We start from the raw sequence: 19,865 nt of genomic DNA, 5'->3' as shown, positions 1-19,865 counted from the left end.
TGGATTAGAAATTTTTATGAATGCTTTTATTCAAATTATAGAACGATTGGTTGAATCAATCTCTGGTCAAATTTGGTTAGAGCAGAGTCATTTTCCTTTTAAATTTTTAGATAATCCTATTGGTAGAGTTTACGATGTTTGTCTTTTTGAAACAAGTGCACAGGGAGCTGTTGGATTTATTTGGGTAGAGTTTATTGGTATTTCTGACTTGTATGTATTCCCTTTTCGTTTGGCTCGATATAGCGAAGATGGCGATTTAATCTCTATCACTCCTTGGAGTTTTCGAGATGCATCAACTGATAGTAAATTTTATGAATCATGGAGATTTGCGCAAAAGCAAAAGAACCCTCTACCAACAGCAAAAAAGGGGCTTTTTTTTCATAAGAAATGCGGCGGAGAACCAAGTTTTGTTGCTATAGGGGTATGGAGTGATTCGAAGCATTCTTGTGTTAGATTAGACTTTCAAATTGCGTATAAAATTTTTAGAACTGTTGAAAAAGATTATCCGCAATCAATTGAAGTTGAATTATTAACGTATCTTGGAAATCAAACAATATTTTTGAATTTTGCAAAACTTATAAGTGTATTTGAATTTTCTTCTGGTAATATAAAAAAATCACATACTGCAATTGGGATTAAGTATATTCAAAATAATGGTACTTTATTTCCTCATATTGTTTCATTACTTCATAAAGCACGATTTCCAGTAAAGCATGAAGAAAAACAATCTGAAGAAGCTTGGTTGCAGGTACTGAACATTGTTGAATCTCTTGGTAGAACTATGGGTGACTTTCATAAAGCAATGATCCTTGCGCCAAGAGGTTCTGAATTAATGCCAGACCAAACAACGGCTGAATTTAAGAATAGTTGGATTGAAGTTACGGCTGAAAAAATGTTTGAAAGACTTAATAAAGTTATGCATATGCAAGAAGAGCATAAAGTTTACTCAGGTGTTTTTTATTTACTTCCAGATTTTATAAATAAAATAATTGATAAAATTAAAATAGCAGATGATTTAGGATTGCGAATTAGAAATCATGGTAACGTGCATTTAGGCCAATTTTTAATTGGAAAAGATGGTTTAATATTACTAGATTATGAATCAGATAATTTTGACGAACCTTCTTATCGAAGATATAAGCAACCGTGCTTAAAAGATATTGCCTCTATAATAGTAAGTTTGAGGTTTGCTTGGTATTTTACAGAAAGACGTTATTATGCTATTTTAACAGAAAATATTGATAATAATGATTTAAAAATAACAAATCTTTCTCCAAAAAAAGTAACTAATACTTTTATTTCTGAAAAATTTCAACCAACTTTAAAAGAGATAGAAAGCTTATTTTTTAAATTTTATAATCATAGTCTTGAAGAAAACATAGGTTCTTCTCAATTACGACCTAAAAATGAAGAAACAGCAAAAGACTTGTTTAATTATTGTTTTCTAATGAGAATTTTAAAAGAAATTGTAAGGGATTCGAATGAAGGTAATCCTAGACCTCGAATTTGGTTTCAAATTCTTCAAGATTTTATTATGAAAGAGTCTAATAGCTTGAAGTAATAAGCTTGTTTTAGAAAAGGACTTTAAAAAAAAGAATAGGATTAGGATTTTCTATTGACATTTTACCCCAATTTTACATAACTTCCATTTTGGCTAAGCTTTTTAGATTTTTTAGGCCGAGTTTTATAAGGAATAACTTTAATGGAAAAAACTTTTTCAATTATTAAACCAGATGGTGTTAAGCGTAACTGCATCGGCAAAATTTTTGCCAAGATTGAAGCGGCAGATCTTAAAATTGTTGCAACTAAAATGATCCATATGTCTAAAAGGGAAGCTGAACAATTTTATGCTGTTCATTCTGCAAGACCTTTTTTTGGTGAATTGTGTGATTACATGACTTCTGGACCAGTTGTTGTCTCTGTTCTTGAAGGTAAAAACGCTGTTTCTTCTTATAGAGATTTGATGGGAGCTACAGATCCTGCAAAAGCTGCTAAGGGAACAATTCGTTCTGAATTTGGTTTGAGCATTGGTGAAAACACAGTACACGGTTCAGATTCATTAGAAAATGCTGCAATTGAAATTAGCTACTTCTTTTCTGGCACAGAACTTGTAAATGCTGCAAAGTAAGAATATTTGGTTGATAATTAGCTATTAAAAAACCGCATTTGCGGTTTTTTTTGTTAAAAAAGGATTGTATAGTATTTTCTTGACGCGTCTTGCTTTCTTCCCTGTAAGGAAAGTTTTTATTTTGATAAATTAAATTGTGAGTAAACTATTATGGCTATAAAACAAATTATTCTAACACAAGAAATAATCTCTGATATTTCAAAAGATTTAAATATTGATAAAAATCAGGTTGAAAATACTCTTAAACTTATTCTTGATGAATGCACCATTCCTTTTATTGCTCGTTATCGAAAAGAAGTAACTGGTGGTTTAGATGAAGTTCAAATTAGAAATATTGTTGAAAAATTTGAATATATCTTTTCTTTATTAGAAAGAAAAGAAGCTATAGTCAGATCAATTACAGAACAAAATAAAATGACTCCCGAGTTACAAGCAAAAATCTCTGCTTGTAAAGTTAAGTCTGAGCTTGAAGATTTGTATTTACCTTACAAACCCAAAAAACGCACGCGAGGACAAATTGCAGTTGAGAGAGGTCTCGTTCCTCTTGCAACTCAAGTGTTAAGTCAAGATTCTGCACTAGTAGATTTAACTCCTTTATTTACCGCATTTATTGGCCAACACGAAGACCTTAAAAATCTTGATAATGTGATTCAAGGCACCAAAGATTATATTGCTGAATATATTTCTGAAATCGCTGATGTCCGAAAAGAAATCCGTTTATGGATGTTTGAAAATTCAAGTTTTAAATCTGAGGTTAAAGAAGATTTTAAAGATAAAAAAACAAAATATAATAACTATTACACGTTTTCTGAGCCTGTTAAATCAATTGCAGCACATCGACTTATGGCGCTAAGACGAGGTGAAAAAGAAGACATTTTAAAAGTTAGTTTAGAATTTGATGAACAAATTCCTATATCAACTATTTCAAGCCACATCATAAAACATACCGCGACTGAAGTAGTAAAAAATTTCTTAAATGAATGTATTTTAGATAGCTATTCTCGTTTAATTTCTCCAAGTATTGAAACAGAAATTCGTCTTGAAACCAAATCAACTGCTGAAGAAGAAGCAATTTCTGTTTTTGGCAAAAATTTAAGAAATTTATTATTATTGCCACCTATTCCTAGAAAAATTGTATTAGGCGTTGATCCTGGTTTAAGAACAGGAAGTAAGTTGGTTGTAGTTGATAAAACAGGAAAACTTTTAGAGCATGTCACAATTTACCCGCAACATGATGCTGAGTTTGAAAGTCACAAAAATAAACATGCTTCAGAAGTTATTTTAAATTTTATTAATAAACATCAAGTCGATTTTATTTCTATTGGAAATGGCACAGCGTGTCGTGAAATGGAAGCGTTTTGTGAAAAAACACTTGAATTATTATCAAATGTTAAAAAACCCAAAATTGTTATTGTCAATGAAGCAGGTGCAAGTGTTTATTCGGCAAGTGATATTGCAAGAGATGAGTTTCCTGAACTTGATATTACTTATCGAGGGTCTGTGAGTATTGCAAGAAGATTGCAGGATCCTCTGGCAGAGCTTGTTAAAATTGATCCTAAAAGTATAGGTGTTGGGCAGTACCAGCATGATGTGAATCAAAGTCGACTAAAAAAACAACTTGGAGAAGTTGTAGAAAGTTGTGTGAACTACGTCGGTGTAAATTTAAATACCGCAAGTTCGAGTTTACTTTCATATGTTGCAGGTATTGGTACAAGTTTAGCAAAAGGGATTGTTAGACATCGAGAAAATAATGGCGAATTTAAGTCTAGAAAAAATTTATTTGAAGTTATGGGTTATGGAGCAAAAATATTTCAGCAATCTGCTGGATTTTTAAGAATTCCAGAAAGCGAACATCCTCTTGATAATACAGCTGTCCACCCGGAATCATATTCAATTATTGAAAAAATGGCGCAGGATTTGTCTTTATCTATTAAAGAACTATTAGGAAATAAAGAGAATATAGATAAAATTAAACTTGAAAATTATGTATCCGAAGAAATTGGACTCCCAACTTTACAAGATATTATTAAAGAACTTTTAAAGCCTGGTCGCGATCCACGTGCAGAGGGTTCAAAACAAACATATAACAGAGAAGTTAGAGATTTTCAGCACTTAAAAGAGGGACAAGTTGTTGTAGGCACGGTCACAAACGTAACAAATTTTGGAGCTTTTGTTGATATAGGCGTGCATCAAGATGGTTTAATACACATTTCTGAATTATCAAATCAATTTATTAAGGATTTATCTCAAGTAATTAGTGTTGGGAATCAGGTTAAAGTTAAAATTATTGGGCTTGATAAAGAAAGAAAAAGAATTTCACTTTCTAAAAAAGCATGTGAAGAACCAGTTGCGGTAAATACAGCTAATTCTGTTAATCGCTCTGGAGCAATTTCACAAAATAATTCTTTTAAAACTCAAGAATCTAGAAATCACTCTCAAAATTCATATAACTCCAAAAAGACTTCTTACAATAAAAAGTCTAAAAATGAATCAGGAAAAGAACCAGAAAAACAAGCAAGTCTTGCAGACTTAATGAATAAATTTAATACAAATAGAGTATGATTTTTTATGAAAATTCATACTCTTACAGCCTTAAGTGACAATTATATTTTTATACTGGTCGATGAGTTATCTCAAGAGGCTGTAGTTGTAGATCCTGCTTTATCTGATGTTGTAATTAATTTTATTAAGACTAATAATTTAAAGTTGACAAAGATTTTAAATACCCATCATCATTGTGATCATGTTGATGGCAATTCTTTGATATTAAAAGAATTCCCTAATGTTGAGGTTTGTGCAGGAATCAATGACTCTGGAAGAGTTCCATTTCAAACGCATTTTTTAAAACATGGTGACATAATAAATTGTGTGGGAGAAGCGGCTCAAATATTTTATGTACCAGGACATACATTAGGACATATTTGTTACTTTTTTTCGTTAAAAAATGGCGAACATCACCTTTTTATTGGTGATACTATTTTTTCTGGAGGTTGTGGAAAAATTTTTGAAGGTACATATTATCAAATGTACCAATCAATTAATTTTTTAATAAAAAACTTACCCGATACAACATATATTTGGTGTACTCATGAATACACCCTAGAAAATTATTTGTATTTAGAAAAAATGGAACCAGAAAATCTAAAAATAAAACAAAAAATAAAAGATGTAAAAGAATTAAGAAAACAAAATAAAGCAACAATTCCATTTACTCTAGGATCCGAAAAAATATTTAATAGTTTTTTAAGATTGCATGACCCAAATCTAAAATTTCTTTTAAATGCAAATAATGACTTTGAAATATTTTGTAAAGTAAGACAATTTAGAGATAAATATCAAAATATAAATGTGGACGTTGAACTTTTAAAATAGGAAAAATTTATGTTTTACTATAAGCTTAATAATGGCATTACCATTTATAAATGGTCGCAAAAAGAAGAACCAACAGAGACATTAATGCAGCAAAAATTAGAATCCTTAGGATTTATTTCTTATGGAGTGCAAACATGTTCTCCATGGTTTGAGCGTAGTATGCATGCTCATGATTACGAAGAAATCAGAGCTGCTTTATCTGGATGTATAACTTTTCATTTTGAAAATCTTCCTATTACCCTAGAAGCAGGAGATATTTTAATTATTCCACCAGGAATTCCTCATCAAGTTTATGTTCATAATTCAAAACCGTTTACTGCAATTAAAGGTAGCCACTCAGGCGAAAGAAAAGTAACAGAACATGGTGATGGAAAAGGAAGCTTAGAGTATCTTCAGCAAAATGGAGGGTGAGACATGAAATTTTTTTTCTTTGATTTAGATGGAACCTTAGAAGATTCTCAAGATGACATGGCAAATTCAGTTAATGCTGTTCGAGAGAGTTTGGGTCTTGAGTTGCGAGATACTCAATTATTAAAAAAATATGTTAATCGTGGAATGCATGATCTATATGTAAATTGCTTTAATGATTATTTTTCTAAATTTAATGCCAGTAATTTTGATACTTTATACCAAGAAGTTAAAATAAAATATGAAAAGCATTATTTAGATAATATTTGTTTAAAGTCAAAATGTTATTCTGGCATAGATATTTTATTAAAAACATTGTCACAAAATTATAAAATTTTTGTTGTTACAAATAAACCAGAAATTCACTCCAGAGCATTATTAGCCGCTCTCGGTCTTATGCCATACATAACTGATGTAATGGGTGGTGACAGTTGCGCTGAAATGAAGCCAAGCTCACTACCTTTAAAAATACTTGCAAATAGATTTCAGTTTTTGCCCTCTGAAGATAAGGCTTTTATGGTAGGGGATAGTTCCGGTGACATTGTTTGTGGTAAAAATTTTGGTGCAGTTACAGTATGGTGTTCTTGGGGCTACAATAAAGAGCCAGGAGCTGTTTCCCCAGATTTCATAATTAACAATCCTAACGACTTACTATCTTTAATTTAATAGCCATGCTTTAAATCAATTTAAAAAATTGAAATGCATAATTGTAGAAATTGTTTAATGAATGGGCTAAGCCTCATAAAGGTAGTGATATTTTTATGCATGCTACAAATGTGATTCTATTTTCAGGATGATAAACTTAAATTGATGAGAGAAAAAATGCAAGAAGAAGAAATACAGGCATACAAACGTAAGGGCGATATGGGAGTTCCTTTTGTAATTGCTCTATTTACACTTTCTGTAATTATTGGTTTTATTGTTTTTAGAAATTATGAAAACTCTTCTAAAGAAATTACGTTTTCATTGGCTAAAATGCAGGAAGAATCTGGTACTTTAACATTAAATGAATGCGCAGACAAAACAATGGAATGGTTTAAAGGATGTGATGCAATGACACAACTTTGCGATTCTACAGTATCGCGCATGATAAAAGTTTGTTTAGCAAATTCAGATAAAACTTCGCAATGTAAACAATTTAATGAAGAAATATATGATTACAACTTTGGAGTAAAACAATGCAGTCCATATATGCAAAATAAAACTTTGAAAAGACAAAAAAAAGCTTGTGGAGATATCTGGCAAGTTATTGGAGATTACTGTAAAAATGCAGCAAAAGCTTTGTAGCATATAACAATAGTGTTTTGGAAAAAAAATAAAAAATGTCTAAAAAAAATTATACTTTTTATGATTTCATAGAATTGAGCAAACCGCGGATCTTATTTTTTTGTGTGTTGATGACGGCAGGTGGAGTTATTATTGCCCCTGGAAGCATATCGGTTTTAAGTTTTGTAATGACTCTTATAGGAACCGCATGTTCTGTTGCTTCAGCAAACGCTTTTAATATGATTTATGAAAGAAAAACTGACAGATTAATGAGAAGAACAAAGTTTCGGCCATTGGCTATGAAAAGAATGAAAACTTATTACGCTGTTTTTTTTGCAATATTATTAGGTATTCTTAGTATTGTTATATTGACTTATTTTGTTAACTTATTAACAGCGTTATTGGCTGTGAGTGCCATCTTTGCGTACTGTCTTATTTATACGCCTTTAAAGTTTAAAACGCCGCTAGCTCTTGTAATTGGAGCATTTCCTGGAGCCATGCCGCCACTTCTCGGTTGGACTGCGGTGACAAATAAAATTGATTTAGAAGGACTTATCCTCTTTGGAGTTTTATTTGCATGGCAAATGCCACATTTTATTGCAATTTCAATTTATCATAAAGAAGATTATATCAATGCAGGAATTAAAGTTGTCTCTGTTGTTAGAGGAGAGTACCTTTCAAAAATTCAAGCTGTGATATGGTCATTTGTGCTTTTTATTTTTAGTGTATTACTTGTTCCATTAAAAGTTGGTGGTTTTTTATATTTAGGAGTTGCAATTATTCTTGGTATTTGGTTTCTTCGTTTAAGCATTAAAGGATTAGAAAAAAAAGTTTATGCGGGTTGGCCTAGAAAATTTTTTCTTGCTTCACTTGTTTATTTACCTCTTTTAGTGCTTGGTCTTGTTGTAGATAGATTGTTTTGGTTTATAATGAATTTGTAATTTAAAAATATAAAATTTTTTCTTGAGAATAGTTCTCATTTTCGATAGCCACACTTTTGTTTATTATCTTGACATTTGATCCCTAGGGCGAGAAAATTTAAATTTCTGATACATTAAGAGTTTAGAAAATGTTTTTAATGATCTAAGATGGAGCTCTTGCTCGTATTGTGATGATCCGATAGAACACTTTCGCAACATAGCGTTGGAGAGTTCCTTTTCAGTGAATTTTCTATTGTGAGAATGTTGTTACTTTATTTAAAGTATTTTTTAATTATTATTTAGCTTTTGCTATATTTTAGGTGGTGCCGTGGAACCGATATTTCCAAAATGGACAAACCGAATTCCTTTATATCTTGGTATAGGTATTCCTTTGCTAGTGGTAACTTTAGTTACTGGAATTTGGTACTATTTTTCGCCAAAATTTTTGGCTGTAGGTTATGAACCTCAACAACCAATTGAGTTTAGTCACCAGCTTCATGCTGGGCAAATGGGAATGGACTGTCGATATTGCCATAGTGGAGTAGAGAAAACTTCCATAGCTCCTCTGCCACCTACTGAGACATGTATGGGGTGTCATAATAAAGTAAAGAAAGAAAGTCCGCGTTTAAAGCTTTTACATGAAAGTTATAACAATAAAAAACCAATACCTTGGGTTCATGTTTACTCCTTGCCAAGACATGCTCATTTTGATCACAGCGCGCATTTAAACGCGGGCGTTGGTTGTGTGTCGTGCCATGGTAGAGTTGACAAAATGGAAGTGATTAGTTTGGTGAGTCCTTTGAGTATGGGTTGGTGTCTTGATTGCCATCGCAATCCACTGCCAAATATTAGACCTCAAGATCAACTTACAAATATGGTTTTCGATCCTCATTCAGTAAACTATAAACCACTGAGTGATCCAGATTATAAAAATAAATTAATACAACCTCCTGAAGCATGCGGAGCTTGTCATTATTAATTAAATTTTAAGACGAGTATTTTTTGTAATATCGTTAAGTAACAAATTTTGATTGGAAAGTTTGCACCATGACAAAGTTCAATTCCAATGATGAACAAAACAAACAGCAGATACTTTGGCGTAGCGTAGAAGATTTAGAAAATTCGCCAAATTTTCTAAATAAAATGCAACGCGAATTTCCTCACGGAGCAAGTGAACTTGAGCTACGACCAGGTGTTCACAGAAGAAAATTTTTAGAGATTATTGGCGCATCCATGGCGCTTGCTGGAGTTGCGTCAACAGGATGTATAAGACGTCCTAAAGAGCATATTTATCCAGAAAATAATCGTCCAGAAGATACAACTCCTGGAATACCTAAGTTCTATACAACTTCAGCAAAAATTGGAGGTGGAATTCTTGGGTTGATGGTAACAAGTACGGATGGTCGCCCTACAAAAATTGACGGGAACTCGCGTCACGTTACAAGTAACCCTATAGCGGGAAGTAAAATTGGTTCTTCAAACGGTTTTGCACAAGCAGAAATTCTTAATATGTACGATCCAGATAGAGGGCAAAATTGCTTACTTTCAGGACAAAAAATTGCTAAAAAAGATCTTAAAGTTGCTCTTAAAAAAGCTCTAGAAAAATCTAAAAAATCTGAAGGAAGTGATTTAGCACTTGTGTATGAAGCAAATCATTCTTTAGCATTTGCAAGTTTAATTGAAGAATTTAAATCAAATTATCCTAAGGCAATTGTTGTAGAACAAGATACAACTTACTCAAGCAACAGAGTGAATTCATTTTCCGAAATTGCAAAATCTCCGGCAGACGTTTCATATAATCTACTTAATGCAAATGTTATTTTGGCTTTAGACTCTGACTTTATGGGAATTGAAGGCGATAGTGTCAAAAATGCAAGACAGTTTGCAGAGAAAAGAAAAGTTGCTGATCCAAAGTCTTCAATGAATCGCTTATATAGCGTGGAATCAAATTTTTCTACCACAGGTGCGATTGCGGATCACCATTTTACTCTTCGTAGCGGACGTCTTGGAGAGTTTTTAATAGCTGTTGCTGCAGAATTAAATTCAACTTTTGGTGTGAAGTTTCCATCTGAAGTTGCTGAAAATTTAAAATATAAAAGAGTTTTTCCTGAGCCTTTAGTAAAACTTATTAAATCATGCGCTAAAGATCTTTACCAACAAAATGGTCTTGCTTTAGTCATAGTTGGTGATAGACAACCATCTTGGGTTCATACGTTGGCATTTGCTATTAATTTGGGCTTAGGCGCGGTAGGAAAAGTCCTCAATTTGGTATCACATACTACCAAACCAAAAGGATTAAGTAGTTTTGCCAATTTAAAAAGTGCATTAGATAATAATTCTATACAAACTCTTGTTGTTATTGGTGGAAATCCTGTCTATGCATTGCCTGCAAATTATAATTTAGAAAAATTGTTTACAAAAGTTAAAGATAGTTTTTATCTAGGATATACTTTAGATGAAACGTCAAAGAGCTGTAAATATTATATTCCAAAAACTCATTTTCTTGAGACTTGGGGTGATACACGTGCGTCAGACGGAACTGTCGCAATAATGCAACCGCTTATTGCTCCTTTGTTTGATGATTGTGTTGATGAATATTCTTTTGTGTATTTATTATCTCGTTTAAATGATGATATGTCTGGTTACCAATTGGTAAAAAATTATTGGCATAATAGAATTAAAAATGTAACAAATTTTGAAAATTCTTGGCGTACTTATTTAAGTCAAGGTTTTATTTCTGATGTTTCAAAAGAGACAATTTCGCACGGTAATTATTCTTTTGCTGAATTTTCTTCTAATTATTCAAAAACTTTAAAGCTAATTGATCCAAACGAAAAATCATTAGAAATAGACTTTGTTTTAGACAGAACTGTTTATGATGGTCATTATACTAATAATGCTTGGATGCAAGAAACTCCTGATCCAATTACAAAATTGGTTTGGGATAATGCTCTTTTAATTAGTCCAAAAACAGCAAAAGCGCTTGGTTTGCAAGCTAGACCAAAGCCAGGAAAGTCAGAAGTTGATCTTGTCAAAATTACATATCAAAATCGTAGTATGGAAGTTGCTGTTTGGGAAACTCCGGGTGTATCTGATTTTACCGCCGTGTTGCATCTTGGTTATGGACGTAAGTTTGGGAAGGTTGCAAGTGGCAGCGGATTTAATGCAAATTTAATTCGAACTTCCGATTCTTGGTTCGGTTCAGGATTAACAATTCGTAAAACGGGTAAAACATATTCTCTTGTTTCTACACAAGAGCATGGTTCTATGTCCGGTACTCCAAATGTTGCAGAAGATCGTCCTCCAGTTATAAGAGAAGCGACTCTTGCTAAATTTAAGTCAAACCCGTCTTTTGTATTAGAAAACGAGTTATTACCAATTGAAAAACAGAAAAATAATTTATTTAAATTTCCCGAAAATCCGGCACAGAAAAAATGGGCTCGTCAGCAATGGGGTATGACAATTGATTTGAATACTTGCATTGGTTGTAATGCCTGTGCGGTAGCTTGTCAGGCAGAAAATAATATTTCTGTGGTTGGCAAACAGGAAGTATTTAAAAATCGAGAAATGGCATGGATTCGTGTTGACCGTTACTTTACAGGTGATGTTGATAATCCTGAAATGCGTGCCGCATTTCAGCCTATTAATTGTCAACAATGCGAAAACGCTCCATGCGAGGCTGTATGTCCCGTTGCAGCAACGGTGCATAGTCCTGATGGTTTAAATGATATGGCTTACAATAGGTGCGTAGGCACTCGCTATTGTGCAAATAACTGTCCTTATAAAGTCAGAAGATATAACTTTTTTAATTACAGTAAAGTAGACGATGAAAGAAATCCTCTATATGCAATGCAAAAAAATCCGAACGTAACAGTTCGTTTTAGAGGAGTTATGGAAAAATGTACTTATTGTGTCCAAAAAATTAATAAAGCACGTGCACATTTTAAAAAGACTTCTGATGGTATAATTCCTGACGGGGCTGTATTAACAGCATGTCAAAATGTATGTCCAACCAATGCAATTGTATTTGGAGATATTGCGGATTCTAACTCAGCCGTTTCTCAGCTTAAAGATAATACTCGTAATTATTCATTGCTTGGGGAATTAAACACGAAACCTAGGACAACTTATCTAGCGAAAATTCGTAACGCAAATCCCGAGCTTGTTTAAAGAGCGGTTATGGCTGTGGAGGAATTGATTTTATGACAAATAACAAACCAATTTATGGGATTTTAGCACAATTTGAAACTGCTGCTGATGTTTATCATGCTTGTGAAAAAGTGCGAGATAAAGGATTTTTAAAGTGGGACGCTCACTCTCCATTTCCTGTGCATGGTTTAGATAAAGCTATGGGGCTACCACAAAGTAAGCTTTCTTGGATTGTTGGCGCAACTGCAACGATATGTGGTTTAGGTGGTGGTGCAACGTGGGTGTGGATGAATGCTGTTGATTATAAATTTATTGTTGCAGGTAAGCCGTTTTGGGGATTAACAGGATATTTTTTGCCTGCATTTGAATGCGCAGTACTTTCCGCTGCAATTGCCTGTTTAATAGGCATGCTCGCTTTAAATAAGTTACCAAGATGGTATCATTCATTGTTTCGCTCCGAATCATTTAAGCGAGCAAGTGATGATAAGTTTTTTATATCGATAGAAGCAAGTGATCCTAAGTTTGATGAGCTTAAAACCTCTGAATTTTTAAGAGAATTGGGTGCATCTCAAGTAGAAGTTGTGGAGCTGTAACTTTATGATTAGAAATAATTTCAATAAAAAAATACTGTTACCTTGTGTAAGTCTTACGCTTGCCTCCATAATATTTTCTGGATGTCGAGGTCAAAAAAGTCAGGAACCACCAATTTTACCTATTCAGAATATGGTTGAACAAACATCTTACGATCCACAATCAAAAAATGATTTTTATAAAGATGGTTTATCAAATCGTCAACCAGTAGCAGGAACTGTTGCTCAAGGTGAAGAAAAAACAAATTTTCCATTGTATTACGGTTTTGAGCAAAATTCTTCTGAAAAAAATCCAGTATGGGTTAAGAAATATCCAATAAAACTTACATCTCAGTTACTTAAAAAAGGGCAAGAGGGCTACAATATTTATTGCGCACCATGTCATGGTTATGCGGGTGATTCAAATGGGTTAGTTACGCAACGCGCAGGTGGTTCTATTAGGCCTTCAAATTTACATGATCAAGACAGACTCAACTTGAGTGTTGGTAAAATTTATGATGCTGTGCGTAATGGTGTGAATAATTGGAATATGCCTGGTTTTGCTGCGCAATTATCTGTAGAAGACAGATGGGCTGTGGTTGCATATGTTCGCGCACTTCAAATTTCTAGAACCGCAAAATTAGAAAATATTCCTCAAGATGTTCGTGAAAAAAATGGTTGGAGTAAAAAATGAGCAGCGGTCACAATAAAATAATTTTAACAAAAGATAATGCCTCTCTCCCGGAAGATCATTTGTTTGCAAAATTGCCGCTAGCAGGTTCTGCGGTGGGCTTAATTGCATTGTTAATTGCCTTTATGTTTGGAAGATCAGATGCTGAGTATTTTTTCTTTTCATTTCATACCTGGTGGCTATTCTTTTTGAGTATTGCAATTGGGGCTGTGTTTTTTGTTTTAATTCAGTTTGCAACAAAAGCGGGTTGGAGTGTTGTTGTTCGTAGGCTAGCAGAAAATATTGCAATGACAATGCCGTTATTTTTTGTTTTGTTAATTATAATGGCCTTGGGAACTTCTACTTTATATCATCATTGGTTAAGCGAAGAGGCTATGGCTGATAAGATCATTCAGTCAAAACAATGGTATTTAAACATTCCGTTTTTTTATATTCGCGCTATTTTTTATATGATCATGTTTACTTGGGCTGCTATGTATTTTGCGAAGTACTCTGCATTACAAGACGAAACAGGAGATTATAAAATAACGCGTAAATTGCAAAATGCGAGTTACCCATTTTTAATAGTTCTTGGATTTTGTGTTACGTTTGCCGCTTTTGACTGGATTATGTCTTTAGATCCTCATTGGTATTCTACAATATTTGGTTTGTATTTTTTTGCTAGTTGTTACATGGTTTTCTTTGCAGTTTTAACAGTTGCAACAAGGTTATTACAGAATGTAAAATCATTAAGCGAAGTTGTTACTGTTGAGCATTATCATGATTTAGGAAAACTAGTTTTTGGTCATACTTGTTTTTGGGCATATGCGGCTTTTGTTCAATATTTATTAATTTGGTATGGCAATATTCCAGAAGAAACAGCTTGGTATGAAGTGAGAGAAAGTCACGGGTGGTCATATATTTTGATTGCTTTGTGTATTGGTCACTTTTTAGTTCCATTTTTATTTTTAATGGCTAGAAGGGCTAAGCGTTCTCGCTCTATGTTGGTTGGAGTTTCAGTTTGGATGATTATAATGCATTACTTAGATATTTATTGGTTAGTAATGCCCTCCAAATACGAACATGGTCCACAGTTTAGTTTTATAGACATTTTTTGTTTTCTAGGCATTGGTGGACTTTTTGTTGCTCTATTTGGAGTTATTGCTCGTAGAAAAGCTCTTGTTCCAATTAAAGATCCTTTTTTGCCTGAGTCTATGAATTACGAAAACGTTTAAGGTGGTAATGAAATGTTGAAATATACTAAAGGTATTCCTTTTATTCATTCAGCGGGACATGATTCAAGCTCGCAAGAAGACGAGCCAGATCGTCCTCCTGTATTGGTGACTTCGATTATTGTTTTACTTTCTTTTGCTTTTTTACTAGTTGTCGCAGCTATTACTTATACTCTTTTATGGAAAACAAGTAGTTCTCTTTCTGATGCTATGAATACGGGAATGGGTAATGAAACCAGATTAAATTATGTTCAATCCCAAAACGAATTATTAAATACATATAAAAAGCTTGACAACGGTTTATATCAAATACCAATAAATCAATCTATTGAAATTATTTTAAAAGAAAACGCTGATCATTAAAGGGGTTTAAATTTTGAAGTCATGTTTTTTTTTCATTTCAATCGCAATTTTTTTCTCTTTATCTCAAAAGAGAGTCTTTGCTTTTGATGAAAGAGTTTCTATGCCTTCGCAAAAAAGGGCTTTAGCTCCTGGAGCATTACCTGCAAGCGAATTGCCAAAAGTCATGCAAGGCGTCTCAATTCAAGAACATTTAGGAAAACAATTAGATCTTAATTTAACTTTTACAGATGAAAATGGAAAATTAACAAAAATTTCAGATATGTTAAGCATAGGCAAGCCTGTTATTTTAACATTAAATTACTATAGATGTTCAACTCTTTGTTCAATTCAATTATTTAATTTTGCTAAAACTTTAAAAGATTTAGCATGGCCAATAGGTAAAGATTTTCGTGTTGTTACAGTGAGTTTTGACCCAACAGATCATGTTGAAGTTGCAAAAGAAAAACAACTAGAGTTTGTTAAACTTACGCAGCAAGACAATGCGGATTGGAAATTTTACATAGGAAATGAAAATAATATTAAAAAGCTGACGGATCAGCTTGGATTTTACTATAAATATGATCCAATTAGCAATGAATTTGCACATGCGGCAGCAATTTTTGTAATTACACCTGAAGGTAAAATTTCTAGTTATCTTTATGGAATTACGTATAAGTCAAGAGATATAAAATTTGCATTAATGGATGCATCTAAAAATAAAATAGGATCACCAACAGACCAGGTTTTATTAACGTGCTTTCATTACAATCCCACAACAGGAAAATACGATGCATTTGCGATAGGGATTCTTAGAATTGCAGCTTCAATTACTGTTTTATTGTTAATTTTATTTTTAGGATACTTTTTTTGGCGTGATAAACGCAAGAAGGTTAATTAGGGAGTACAAACGTGTCAGGAACAGCAGTACAAGACACTACATGGCAGGGGTCATTTTGGTTACCGCAAAATATTTCTCCTATGACAGGTGGCCAGGATAACTTATTTTACTTTATCTATGGTTTATCCGTATTTTTCTTTATTGTCGTAGTTGGATTTATGGTGTACTTCGCATGGAAGTATCGTAAAAAGAAAGAAGGAGAAAGAACCACTGATATTCATGGTAACACCAAATTAGAAATTATTTGGAGTGTTATACCTGCAATTCTTTTTATTATAATTTTTGCTTGGGGATTTTTAGATTGGGTTAAGCTAAACCAACCGCCACAAGATTCAATAGAAGTTAAAGTAATTGGTAGAAAATGGGATTGGTTATTTATAGATGGAAAAAGTGGAGCAGAAACTTCTGACTTAATTGTTCCTATTAATACTCCTGTTCGATTAACAATGGTTTCTGCTGATGTAATTCATGGTTTTTACGTCCCTGATTTTAGAATTAATCGTGATGTTTTACCTAATCAATACACAGTTCTCTGGTTTAAAGCAGAAAAAGAAGGAAATTACCCCATTTTATGCACGCAGTATTGCGGTACTAAACATTCGCAAATGGTACGTTATGTTCGCGTTGTATCTGAACCAGAATACCAAAAAGCAATGCTCGCTGCGCAAGGCGCTGGATTAACTCCTGCTCAATTAGGTAAAAAAATATTTGAAGGCAAAGGCGCTTGTGCCTCGTGTCATGATGTTTCTAAATCTAAAGTAAGATCTGTTGGGCCACCACTTTTTGGTTCTTATAATGAGGAGCAAGCAATAATTTTGGCAAACGGTAAAAAAGAAACCGTAAAATTTGACGACAATTATATTCGAGAGTCAATTTTAAACCCAAATGTTCGCGTGGTAGTTGGATATCCATCTGTGATGCCATCTTATCAAGGACAATTCAATGATAAAGAGCTTAATGCTCTAGTCGAATATATAAAGTCATTAAAATAATAAATTTTAAGGTTATTTAGGAGCTTTTTTTATGCAAAAAAGAGATATCGGAAAGCCAGTATTTTTTGCTGATATGTTGTCTTCTCATCATGACACGGGTACAAATTACTTAACAGCAAAAAAAGGTTTTTTATCTTGGTTATTTAGTGTTGATCATAAAAGAATTGGAGTGATGTATTTTGTTTCAATCGCTTTGTTTTTTTTAGTGGCAGGTCTTTTTGCTTTGTTACTACGTGCAGAGTTGATGCAAGTCCGTATTCCAAATGCAACAGCAACATCATATATGATTAGTGCAGATCATTATAACGAAGCATTTACTTTTCATGGCGCTATAATGGTTTTTTTGGTTATTATTCCTTCTATTCCAGCAACATTGGGCAATTTTTTATTACCTCTTATGATAGGTGCTAAAGATGTTGCTTTTCCGAAGTTAAACTTAATTAGTTTTCATTTGTATATCGTTGGAGCATTATTTTTAGTTTATACAATTGCATTTGGTGGATTAGATACTGGTTGGACGTTTTATACACCTTATAGTACTCAAACGTCGACTTCTGTTATTGCAGCAGTTTTTGGTGCATTTATACTAGGTTTTGCTTCAATTTTGACAGGTGTTAACTTTATTGTAACAGTGCATAAAATGCGGGCCCCGGAATGACTTGGGTGCGGATGCCGTTATTTGTTTGGGCTATATATGCAACAAGTGTTATTCAAGTACTTGCTACTCCTGTCGTTGGTGTAACATTAATTTTGGTTGCAATTGAGCGTTTGTTAGGAATAGGAATTTTTGATTCTAATTTAGGTGGCGATCCGATTTTGTTTCAAAACTTTTTTTGGTTTTATTCTCACCCTGCTGTGTATATTATGATTTTACCTGCATTTGGTATTGTTAGTGAGCTTGTAACAACACATTCTAGAAAAAATATTTTTGGCTATAAAGCTGTTGCTATTTCTAGTATTGGTATTGCTGTTATCGGTTTCTTTGTTTGGGGCCATCATATGTTTACAAGTGGGCAGTCTGCTTTGGCTTCTGTCTTTTTTTCATTGTTGACGTATGCGGTAGCAGTTCCTACTGCAATTAAAGTATTTAGTTGGGTTGCTACATTATACAAAGGGTCAATCTCATTTACGACACCAATGTGTTACGTTTTTGTATTTTTATTTTTATTTTTAATTGGTGGTTTAACTGGTATATTTTTAGGTGCATTATCTACAGATGTTCATCTTCATAATACATATTTTGTAGTTGCACATTTTCATTATGTGATGATGGGAGGCACATTAATTGCGTGGATTGGTGGTATTTACCATTGGTGGCCTAAAATTACCGGTAAAAAATTTAATCAAACATGGGGAATTATTAGTTCGGTTGTTGTTTTTATTGGTTTTAACCTAACATTTTTTCCTCAATTTATAATGGGAAGTCGTGGAATGCCAAGGCGTTATTACGATTATTTGCCTGAGTATTATTCGTTTCATCTTCTCTCTTCAATTGGATCCTTTATTCTTGCAGTTGGGCTATTTATTGTTTTGTTTAACTGGCTTCATTCAATTTTTTATGGAGAAAATGAAAACCATGCAAATCCATGGAAGGCAAAATCAATGGAATGGACAGAAACAGCAATTGTTCCTATTGAACACAATTTTGAAAAGCAACCAATTTCAACCCATGGCCCTTATGAGTTTGATGAGCTTATAAAACCTATAAAGGCAGGAGGACACTAATCTATGACTGATCATAGCCACGGTGGCGAGGCTCATCCAAAATATTTAGCCCATCATTTTAAAAGCATGGAACAGCAAACGTCTGCTGGAAAGCTTGGGATGTGGGTTTTCATGGGGCAAGAGCTGTTATTTTTCTCTGGTCTTTTTTGTGCGTTTGGATTTGTGCGCTCTATGTATCCCGAAATGGTTGCTCAGGCACAAACGTCTATGGATTGGAGACTAGGTGGAATAAACAGTATTATTCTACTTATTAGTTCTTTAACAATGAGTCTTTGTGTGCGTTCTGCGCGATCGAATAATAAAAATGCAACTGTAAAGTTTTTGCTAGCAACAATGGCTTGCGGTTTTCTATTTTTAACAATTAAAGCAGCTGAATGGGGAATGCACTTCCATGAAGGATATTATCCAGGAAAGTATTTCAATCCTATCCCAGAAGCTCCAGTACAAGATATGCATGCCCACATATTTTTTGGTTTATATTATGTTATGACAGGTATGCATGGTTTGCACATTGTTGTTGGTTTAGGCTTAATGATGTGGATGTTGGTGCGTACACTTAAGAATGAGTTTAATTCAGAAAATTATGTTTCTTTAGAGAATACCAGTTTATTTTGGCACCTTGTAGATATTGTCTGGATATTCTTGTATCCCTTGCTTTATTTAGCAAAGTGATGGAAGGGGAGAAAAATGTTTAAAAGTTTTTTTACAAAAATAAATAAGCAATCTCCTGAGAATTATACCTCAGGAGAAAACAAGCACGATGAGCATAAATTGCTTCCAGTTAGTTTATATTTAAAAATCTTTTTTGCTTTACTCGTGATGATTTTTATAAATATTGGAATTTCAAAACTACCTATTCCTGGGTTGTACATAACAGGATTATTAATCTTTGTAGCTATTGTACAGACAGTCCTTGTAGCCATGTTTTTTATGGAACTTATTCATGAAGATAAATTTTATTCATTTGTTTTTGGTTCCGCAGTACTTTTTATGTTACTTTTCTTTGTAATTTCACTTACAGAATTAAATGGAAGAGACTTTTTTCATAAAGTTGAAGGAATAAAATATTTAAGAGAAGTGGATCAAAACGGTAATTTTGCTCCCCATGGCCCAAAATCTAATCAAAATAAATAAATATGTTTTGATGCTTAATTTCTTAAGTATTTTAAAATGCTTACCCGCCTTGTTTGTTAA

18 protein-coding genes and 1 pseudogene are annotated in these 19,865 nt (G+C 33.2%); all 19 read left to right on the top strand.

What is annotated here, in order from left to right:
- The first annotated feature begins 16 nt into the window (after positions 1-16).
- The gene (locus Spiro2_RS12410) at positions 17-1,561 is read left to right on the top strand and encodes a hypothetical protein (protein ID WP_338636181.1); all 1,545 of its coding nucleotides are present in this window, start codon (positions 17-19) and stop codon (positions 1,559-1,561) included.
- A gap of 141 nt (positions 1,562-1,702) precedes the next feature.
- Positions 1,703-2,128, top strand: coding sequence for a nucleoside-diphosphate kinase (ndk, locus tag Spiro2_RS12405; protein WP_338636180.1), 426 nt, complete (start codon positions 1,703-1,705; stop codon positions 2,126-2,128).
- A 150-nt stretch (positions 2,129-2,278) separates the two neighbouring features.
- Positions 2,279-4,690, top strand: coding sequence for a Tex family protein (locus Spiro2_RS12400; RefSeq protein ID WP_338636179.1), 2,412 nt, complete (start codon positions 2,279-2,281; stop codon positions 4,688-4,690).
- A gap of 6 nt (positions 4,691-4,696) precedes the next feature.
- On the top strand, positions 4,697-5,500 hold the full coding sequence (gene gloB, locus Spiro2_RS12395) for a hydroxyacylglutathione hydrolase (protein WP_338636178.1): 804 nt from the start codon (positions 4,697-4,699) through the stop codon (positions 5,498-5,500).
- A 9-nt stretch (positions 5,501-5,509) separates the two neighbouring features.
- Positions 5,510-5,911 (top strand): cupin domain-containing protein, encoded by a 402-nt coding sequence (locus Spiro2_RS12390; RefSeq protein WP_338636177.1) that lies wholly within the window; start codon positions 5,510-5,512, stop codon positions 5,909-5,911.
- Positions 5,912-5,914: 3 nt separating this feature from the next.
- Positions 5,915-6,574, top strand: coding sequence for an HAD-IA family hydrolase (locus Spiro2_RS12385; protein WP_338636176.1), 660 nt, complete (start codon positions 5,915-5,917; stop codon positions 6,572-6,574).
- Positions 6,575-6,730: 156 nt separating this feature from the next.
- On the top strand, positions 6,731-7,195 hold the full coding sequence (locus Spiro2_RS12380) for a hypothetical protein (RefSeq protein WP_338636174.1): 465 nt from the start codon (positions 6,731-6,733) through the stop codon (positions 7,193-7,195).
- A 35-nt stretch (positions 7,196-7,230) separates the two neighbouring features.
- Complete coding sequence (gene cyoE, locus Spiro2_RS12375; RefSeq protein WP_338636173.1) at positions 7,231-8,115, top strand: heme o synthase; 885 nt, start codon at positions 7,231-7,233, stop codon at positions 8,113-8,115.
- 307 nt (positions 8,116-8,422) lie between these two features.
- Positions 8,423-9,073, top strand: a complete 651-nt coding sequence (locus tag Spiro2_RS12370) for a cytochrome c3 family protein (protein WP_338636172.1) — start codon at positions 8,423-8,425, stop codon at positions 9,071-9,073.
- Positions 9,074-9,141: 68 nt separating this feature from the next.
- Entirely contained in the window at positions 9,142-12,264 is a 3,123-nt protein-coding gene (locus Spiro2_RS12365) for a TAT-variant-translocated molybdopterin oxidoreductase (protein ID WP_338636171.1), read from the top strand.
- A gap of 32 nt (positions 12,265-12,296) precedes the next feature.
- Positions 12,297-12,836: a DUF3341 domain-containing protein gene (locus tag Spiro2_RS12360; RefSeq protein WP_338636170.1), complete on the top strand. Its 540-nt coding sequence runs from the start codon at positions 12,297-12,299 to the stop codon at positions 12,834-12,836.
- 4 nt (positions 12,837-12,840) lie between these two features.
- Positions 12,841-13,506: a cytochrome c gene (locus Spiro2_RS12355; protein WP_338636169.1), complete on the top strand. Its 666-nt coding sequence runs from the start codon at positions 12,841-12,843 to the stop codon at positions 13,504-13,506.
- Positions 13,503-14,717: a hypothetical protein gene (locus Spiro2_RS12350; protein ID WP_338636168.1), complete on the top strand. Its 1,215-nt coding sequence runs from the start codon at positions 13,503-13,505 to the stop codon at positions 14,715-14,717. The genes Spiro2_RS12355 and Spiro2_RS12350 overlap by 4 nt, the downstream gene beginning before the upstream one ends.
- Before the next feature lie 12 nt (positions 14,718-14,729).
- Positions 14,730-15,077 (top strand): hypothetical protein, encoded by a 348-nt coding sequence (locus tag Spiro2_RS12345; protein WP_338636167.1) that lies wholly within the window; start codon positions 14,730-14,732, stop codon positions 15,075-15,077.
- 13 nt (positions 15,078-15,090) lie between these two features.
- Complete coding sequence (locus Spiro2_RS12340) at positions 15,091-15,954, top strand: SCO family protein (RefSeq protein WP_338636166.1); 864 nt, start codon at positions 15,091-15,093, stop codon at positions 15,952-15,954.
- An 11-nt stretch (positions 15,955-15,965) separates the two neighbouring features.
- Positions 15,966-16,946, top strand: a complete 981-nt coding sequence (coxB, locus tag Spiro2_RS12335; protein ID WP_338636165.1) for a cytochrome c oxidase subunit II — start codon at positions 15,966-15,968, stop codon at positions 16,944-16,946.
- Positions 16,947-17,019: 73 nt separating this feature from the next.
- Positions 17,020-18,671 (top strand): annotated as a pseudogene (locus tag Spiro2_RS12810) (cytochrome c oxidase subunit I).
- Positions 18,672-18,674: 3 nt separating this feature from the next.
- Positions 18,675-19,343 (top strand): cytochrome c oxidase subunit 3 family protein, encoded by a 669-nt coding sequence (locus Spiro2_RS12320; protein ID WP_338636162.1) that lies wholly within the window; start codon positions 18,675-18,677, stop codon positions 19,341-19,343.
- Positions 19,344-19,358: 15 nt separating this feature from the next.
- A complete protein-coding gene (locus Spiro2_RS12315; protein ID WP_338636161.1) occupies positions 19,359-19,805 on the top strand; it encodes a cytochrome C oxidase subunit IV family protein in 447 nt (148 codons plus the stop codon).
- Positions 19,806-19,865 lie beyond the last annotated feature (60 nt).

It is taken from the genome of Spirobacillus cienkowskii, from assembly GCF_037081835.1.
Lineage (GTDB): Bacteria > Bdellovibrionota_B > Oligoflexia > Silvanigrellales > Silvanigrellaceae > Silvanigrella > Silvanigrella cienkowskii.
This window is presented reverse-complemented; position numbering and strand designations above follow the sequence as displayed.

Excerpts from the sequence above, each read along its gene's own strand:
- Spiro2_RS12320 (WP_338636162.1), top strand. The coding sequence starts at position 18,675 with ATGACTGATCATAGCCACGGTGGCGAGGCTCATCCAAAATATTTAGCC.
- cyoE (WP_338636173.1), top strand. The coding sequence starts at position 7,231 with ATGTCTAAAAAAAATTATACTTTTTATGATTTCATAGAATTGAGCAAA.
- ndk (WP_338636180.1), top strand. The coding sequence starts at position 1,703 with ATGGAAAAAACTTTTTCAATTATTAAACCAGATGGTGTTAAGCGTAAC.
- Spiro2_RS12315 (WP_338636161.1), top strand. The coding sequence starts at position 19,359 with ATGTTTAAAAGTTTTTTTACAAAAATAAATAAGCAATCTCCTGAGAAT.
- Spiro2_RS12350 (WP_338636168.1), top strand. The coding sequence starts at position 13,503 with ATGAGCAGCGGTCACAATAAAATAATTTTAACAAAAGATAATGCCTCT.
- Spiro2_RS12355 (WP_338636169.1), top strand. The coding sequence starts at position 12,841 with ATGATTAGAAATAATTTCAATAAAAAAATACTGTTACCTTGTGTAAGT.
- Spiro2_RS12400 (WP_338636179.1), top strand. The coding sequence starts at position 2,279 with ATGGCTATAAAACAAATTATTCTAACACAAGAAATAATCTCTGATATT.
- Spiro2_RS12365 (WP_338636171.1), top strand. The coding sequence starts at position 9,142 with ATGACAAAGTTCAATTCCAATGATGAACAAAACAAACAGCAGATACTT.
- Spiro2_RS12345 (WP_338636167.1), top strand. The coding sequence starts at position 14,730 with ATGTTGAAATATACTAAAGGTATTCCTTTTATTCATTCAGCGGGACAT.
- Spiro2_RS12410 (WP_338636181.1), top strand. The coding sequence starts at position 17 with ATGAATGCTTTTATTCAAATTATAGAACGATTGGTTGAATCAATCTCT.
- Spiro2_RS12385 (WP_338636176.1), top strand. The coding sequence starts at position 5,915 with ATGAAATTTTTTTTCTTTGATTTAGATGGAACCTTAGAAGATTCTCAA.
- Spiro2_RS12390 (WP_338636177.1), top strand. The coding sequence starts at position 5,510 with ATGTTTTACTATAAGCTTAATAATGGCATTACCATTTATAAATGGTCG.
- gloB (WP_338636178.1), top strand. The coding sequence starts at position 4,697 with ATGAAAATTCATACTCTTACAGCCTTAAGTGACAATTATATTTTTATA.
- Spiro2_RS12380 (WP_338636174.1), top strand. The coding sequence starts at position 6,731 with ATGCAAGAAGAAGAAATACAGGCATACAAACGTAAGGGCGATATGGGA.
- Spiro2_RS12360 (WP_338636170.1), top strand. The coding sequence starts at position 12,297 with ATGACAAATAACAAACCAATTTATGGGATTTTAGCACAATTTGAAACT.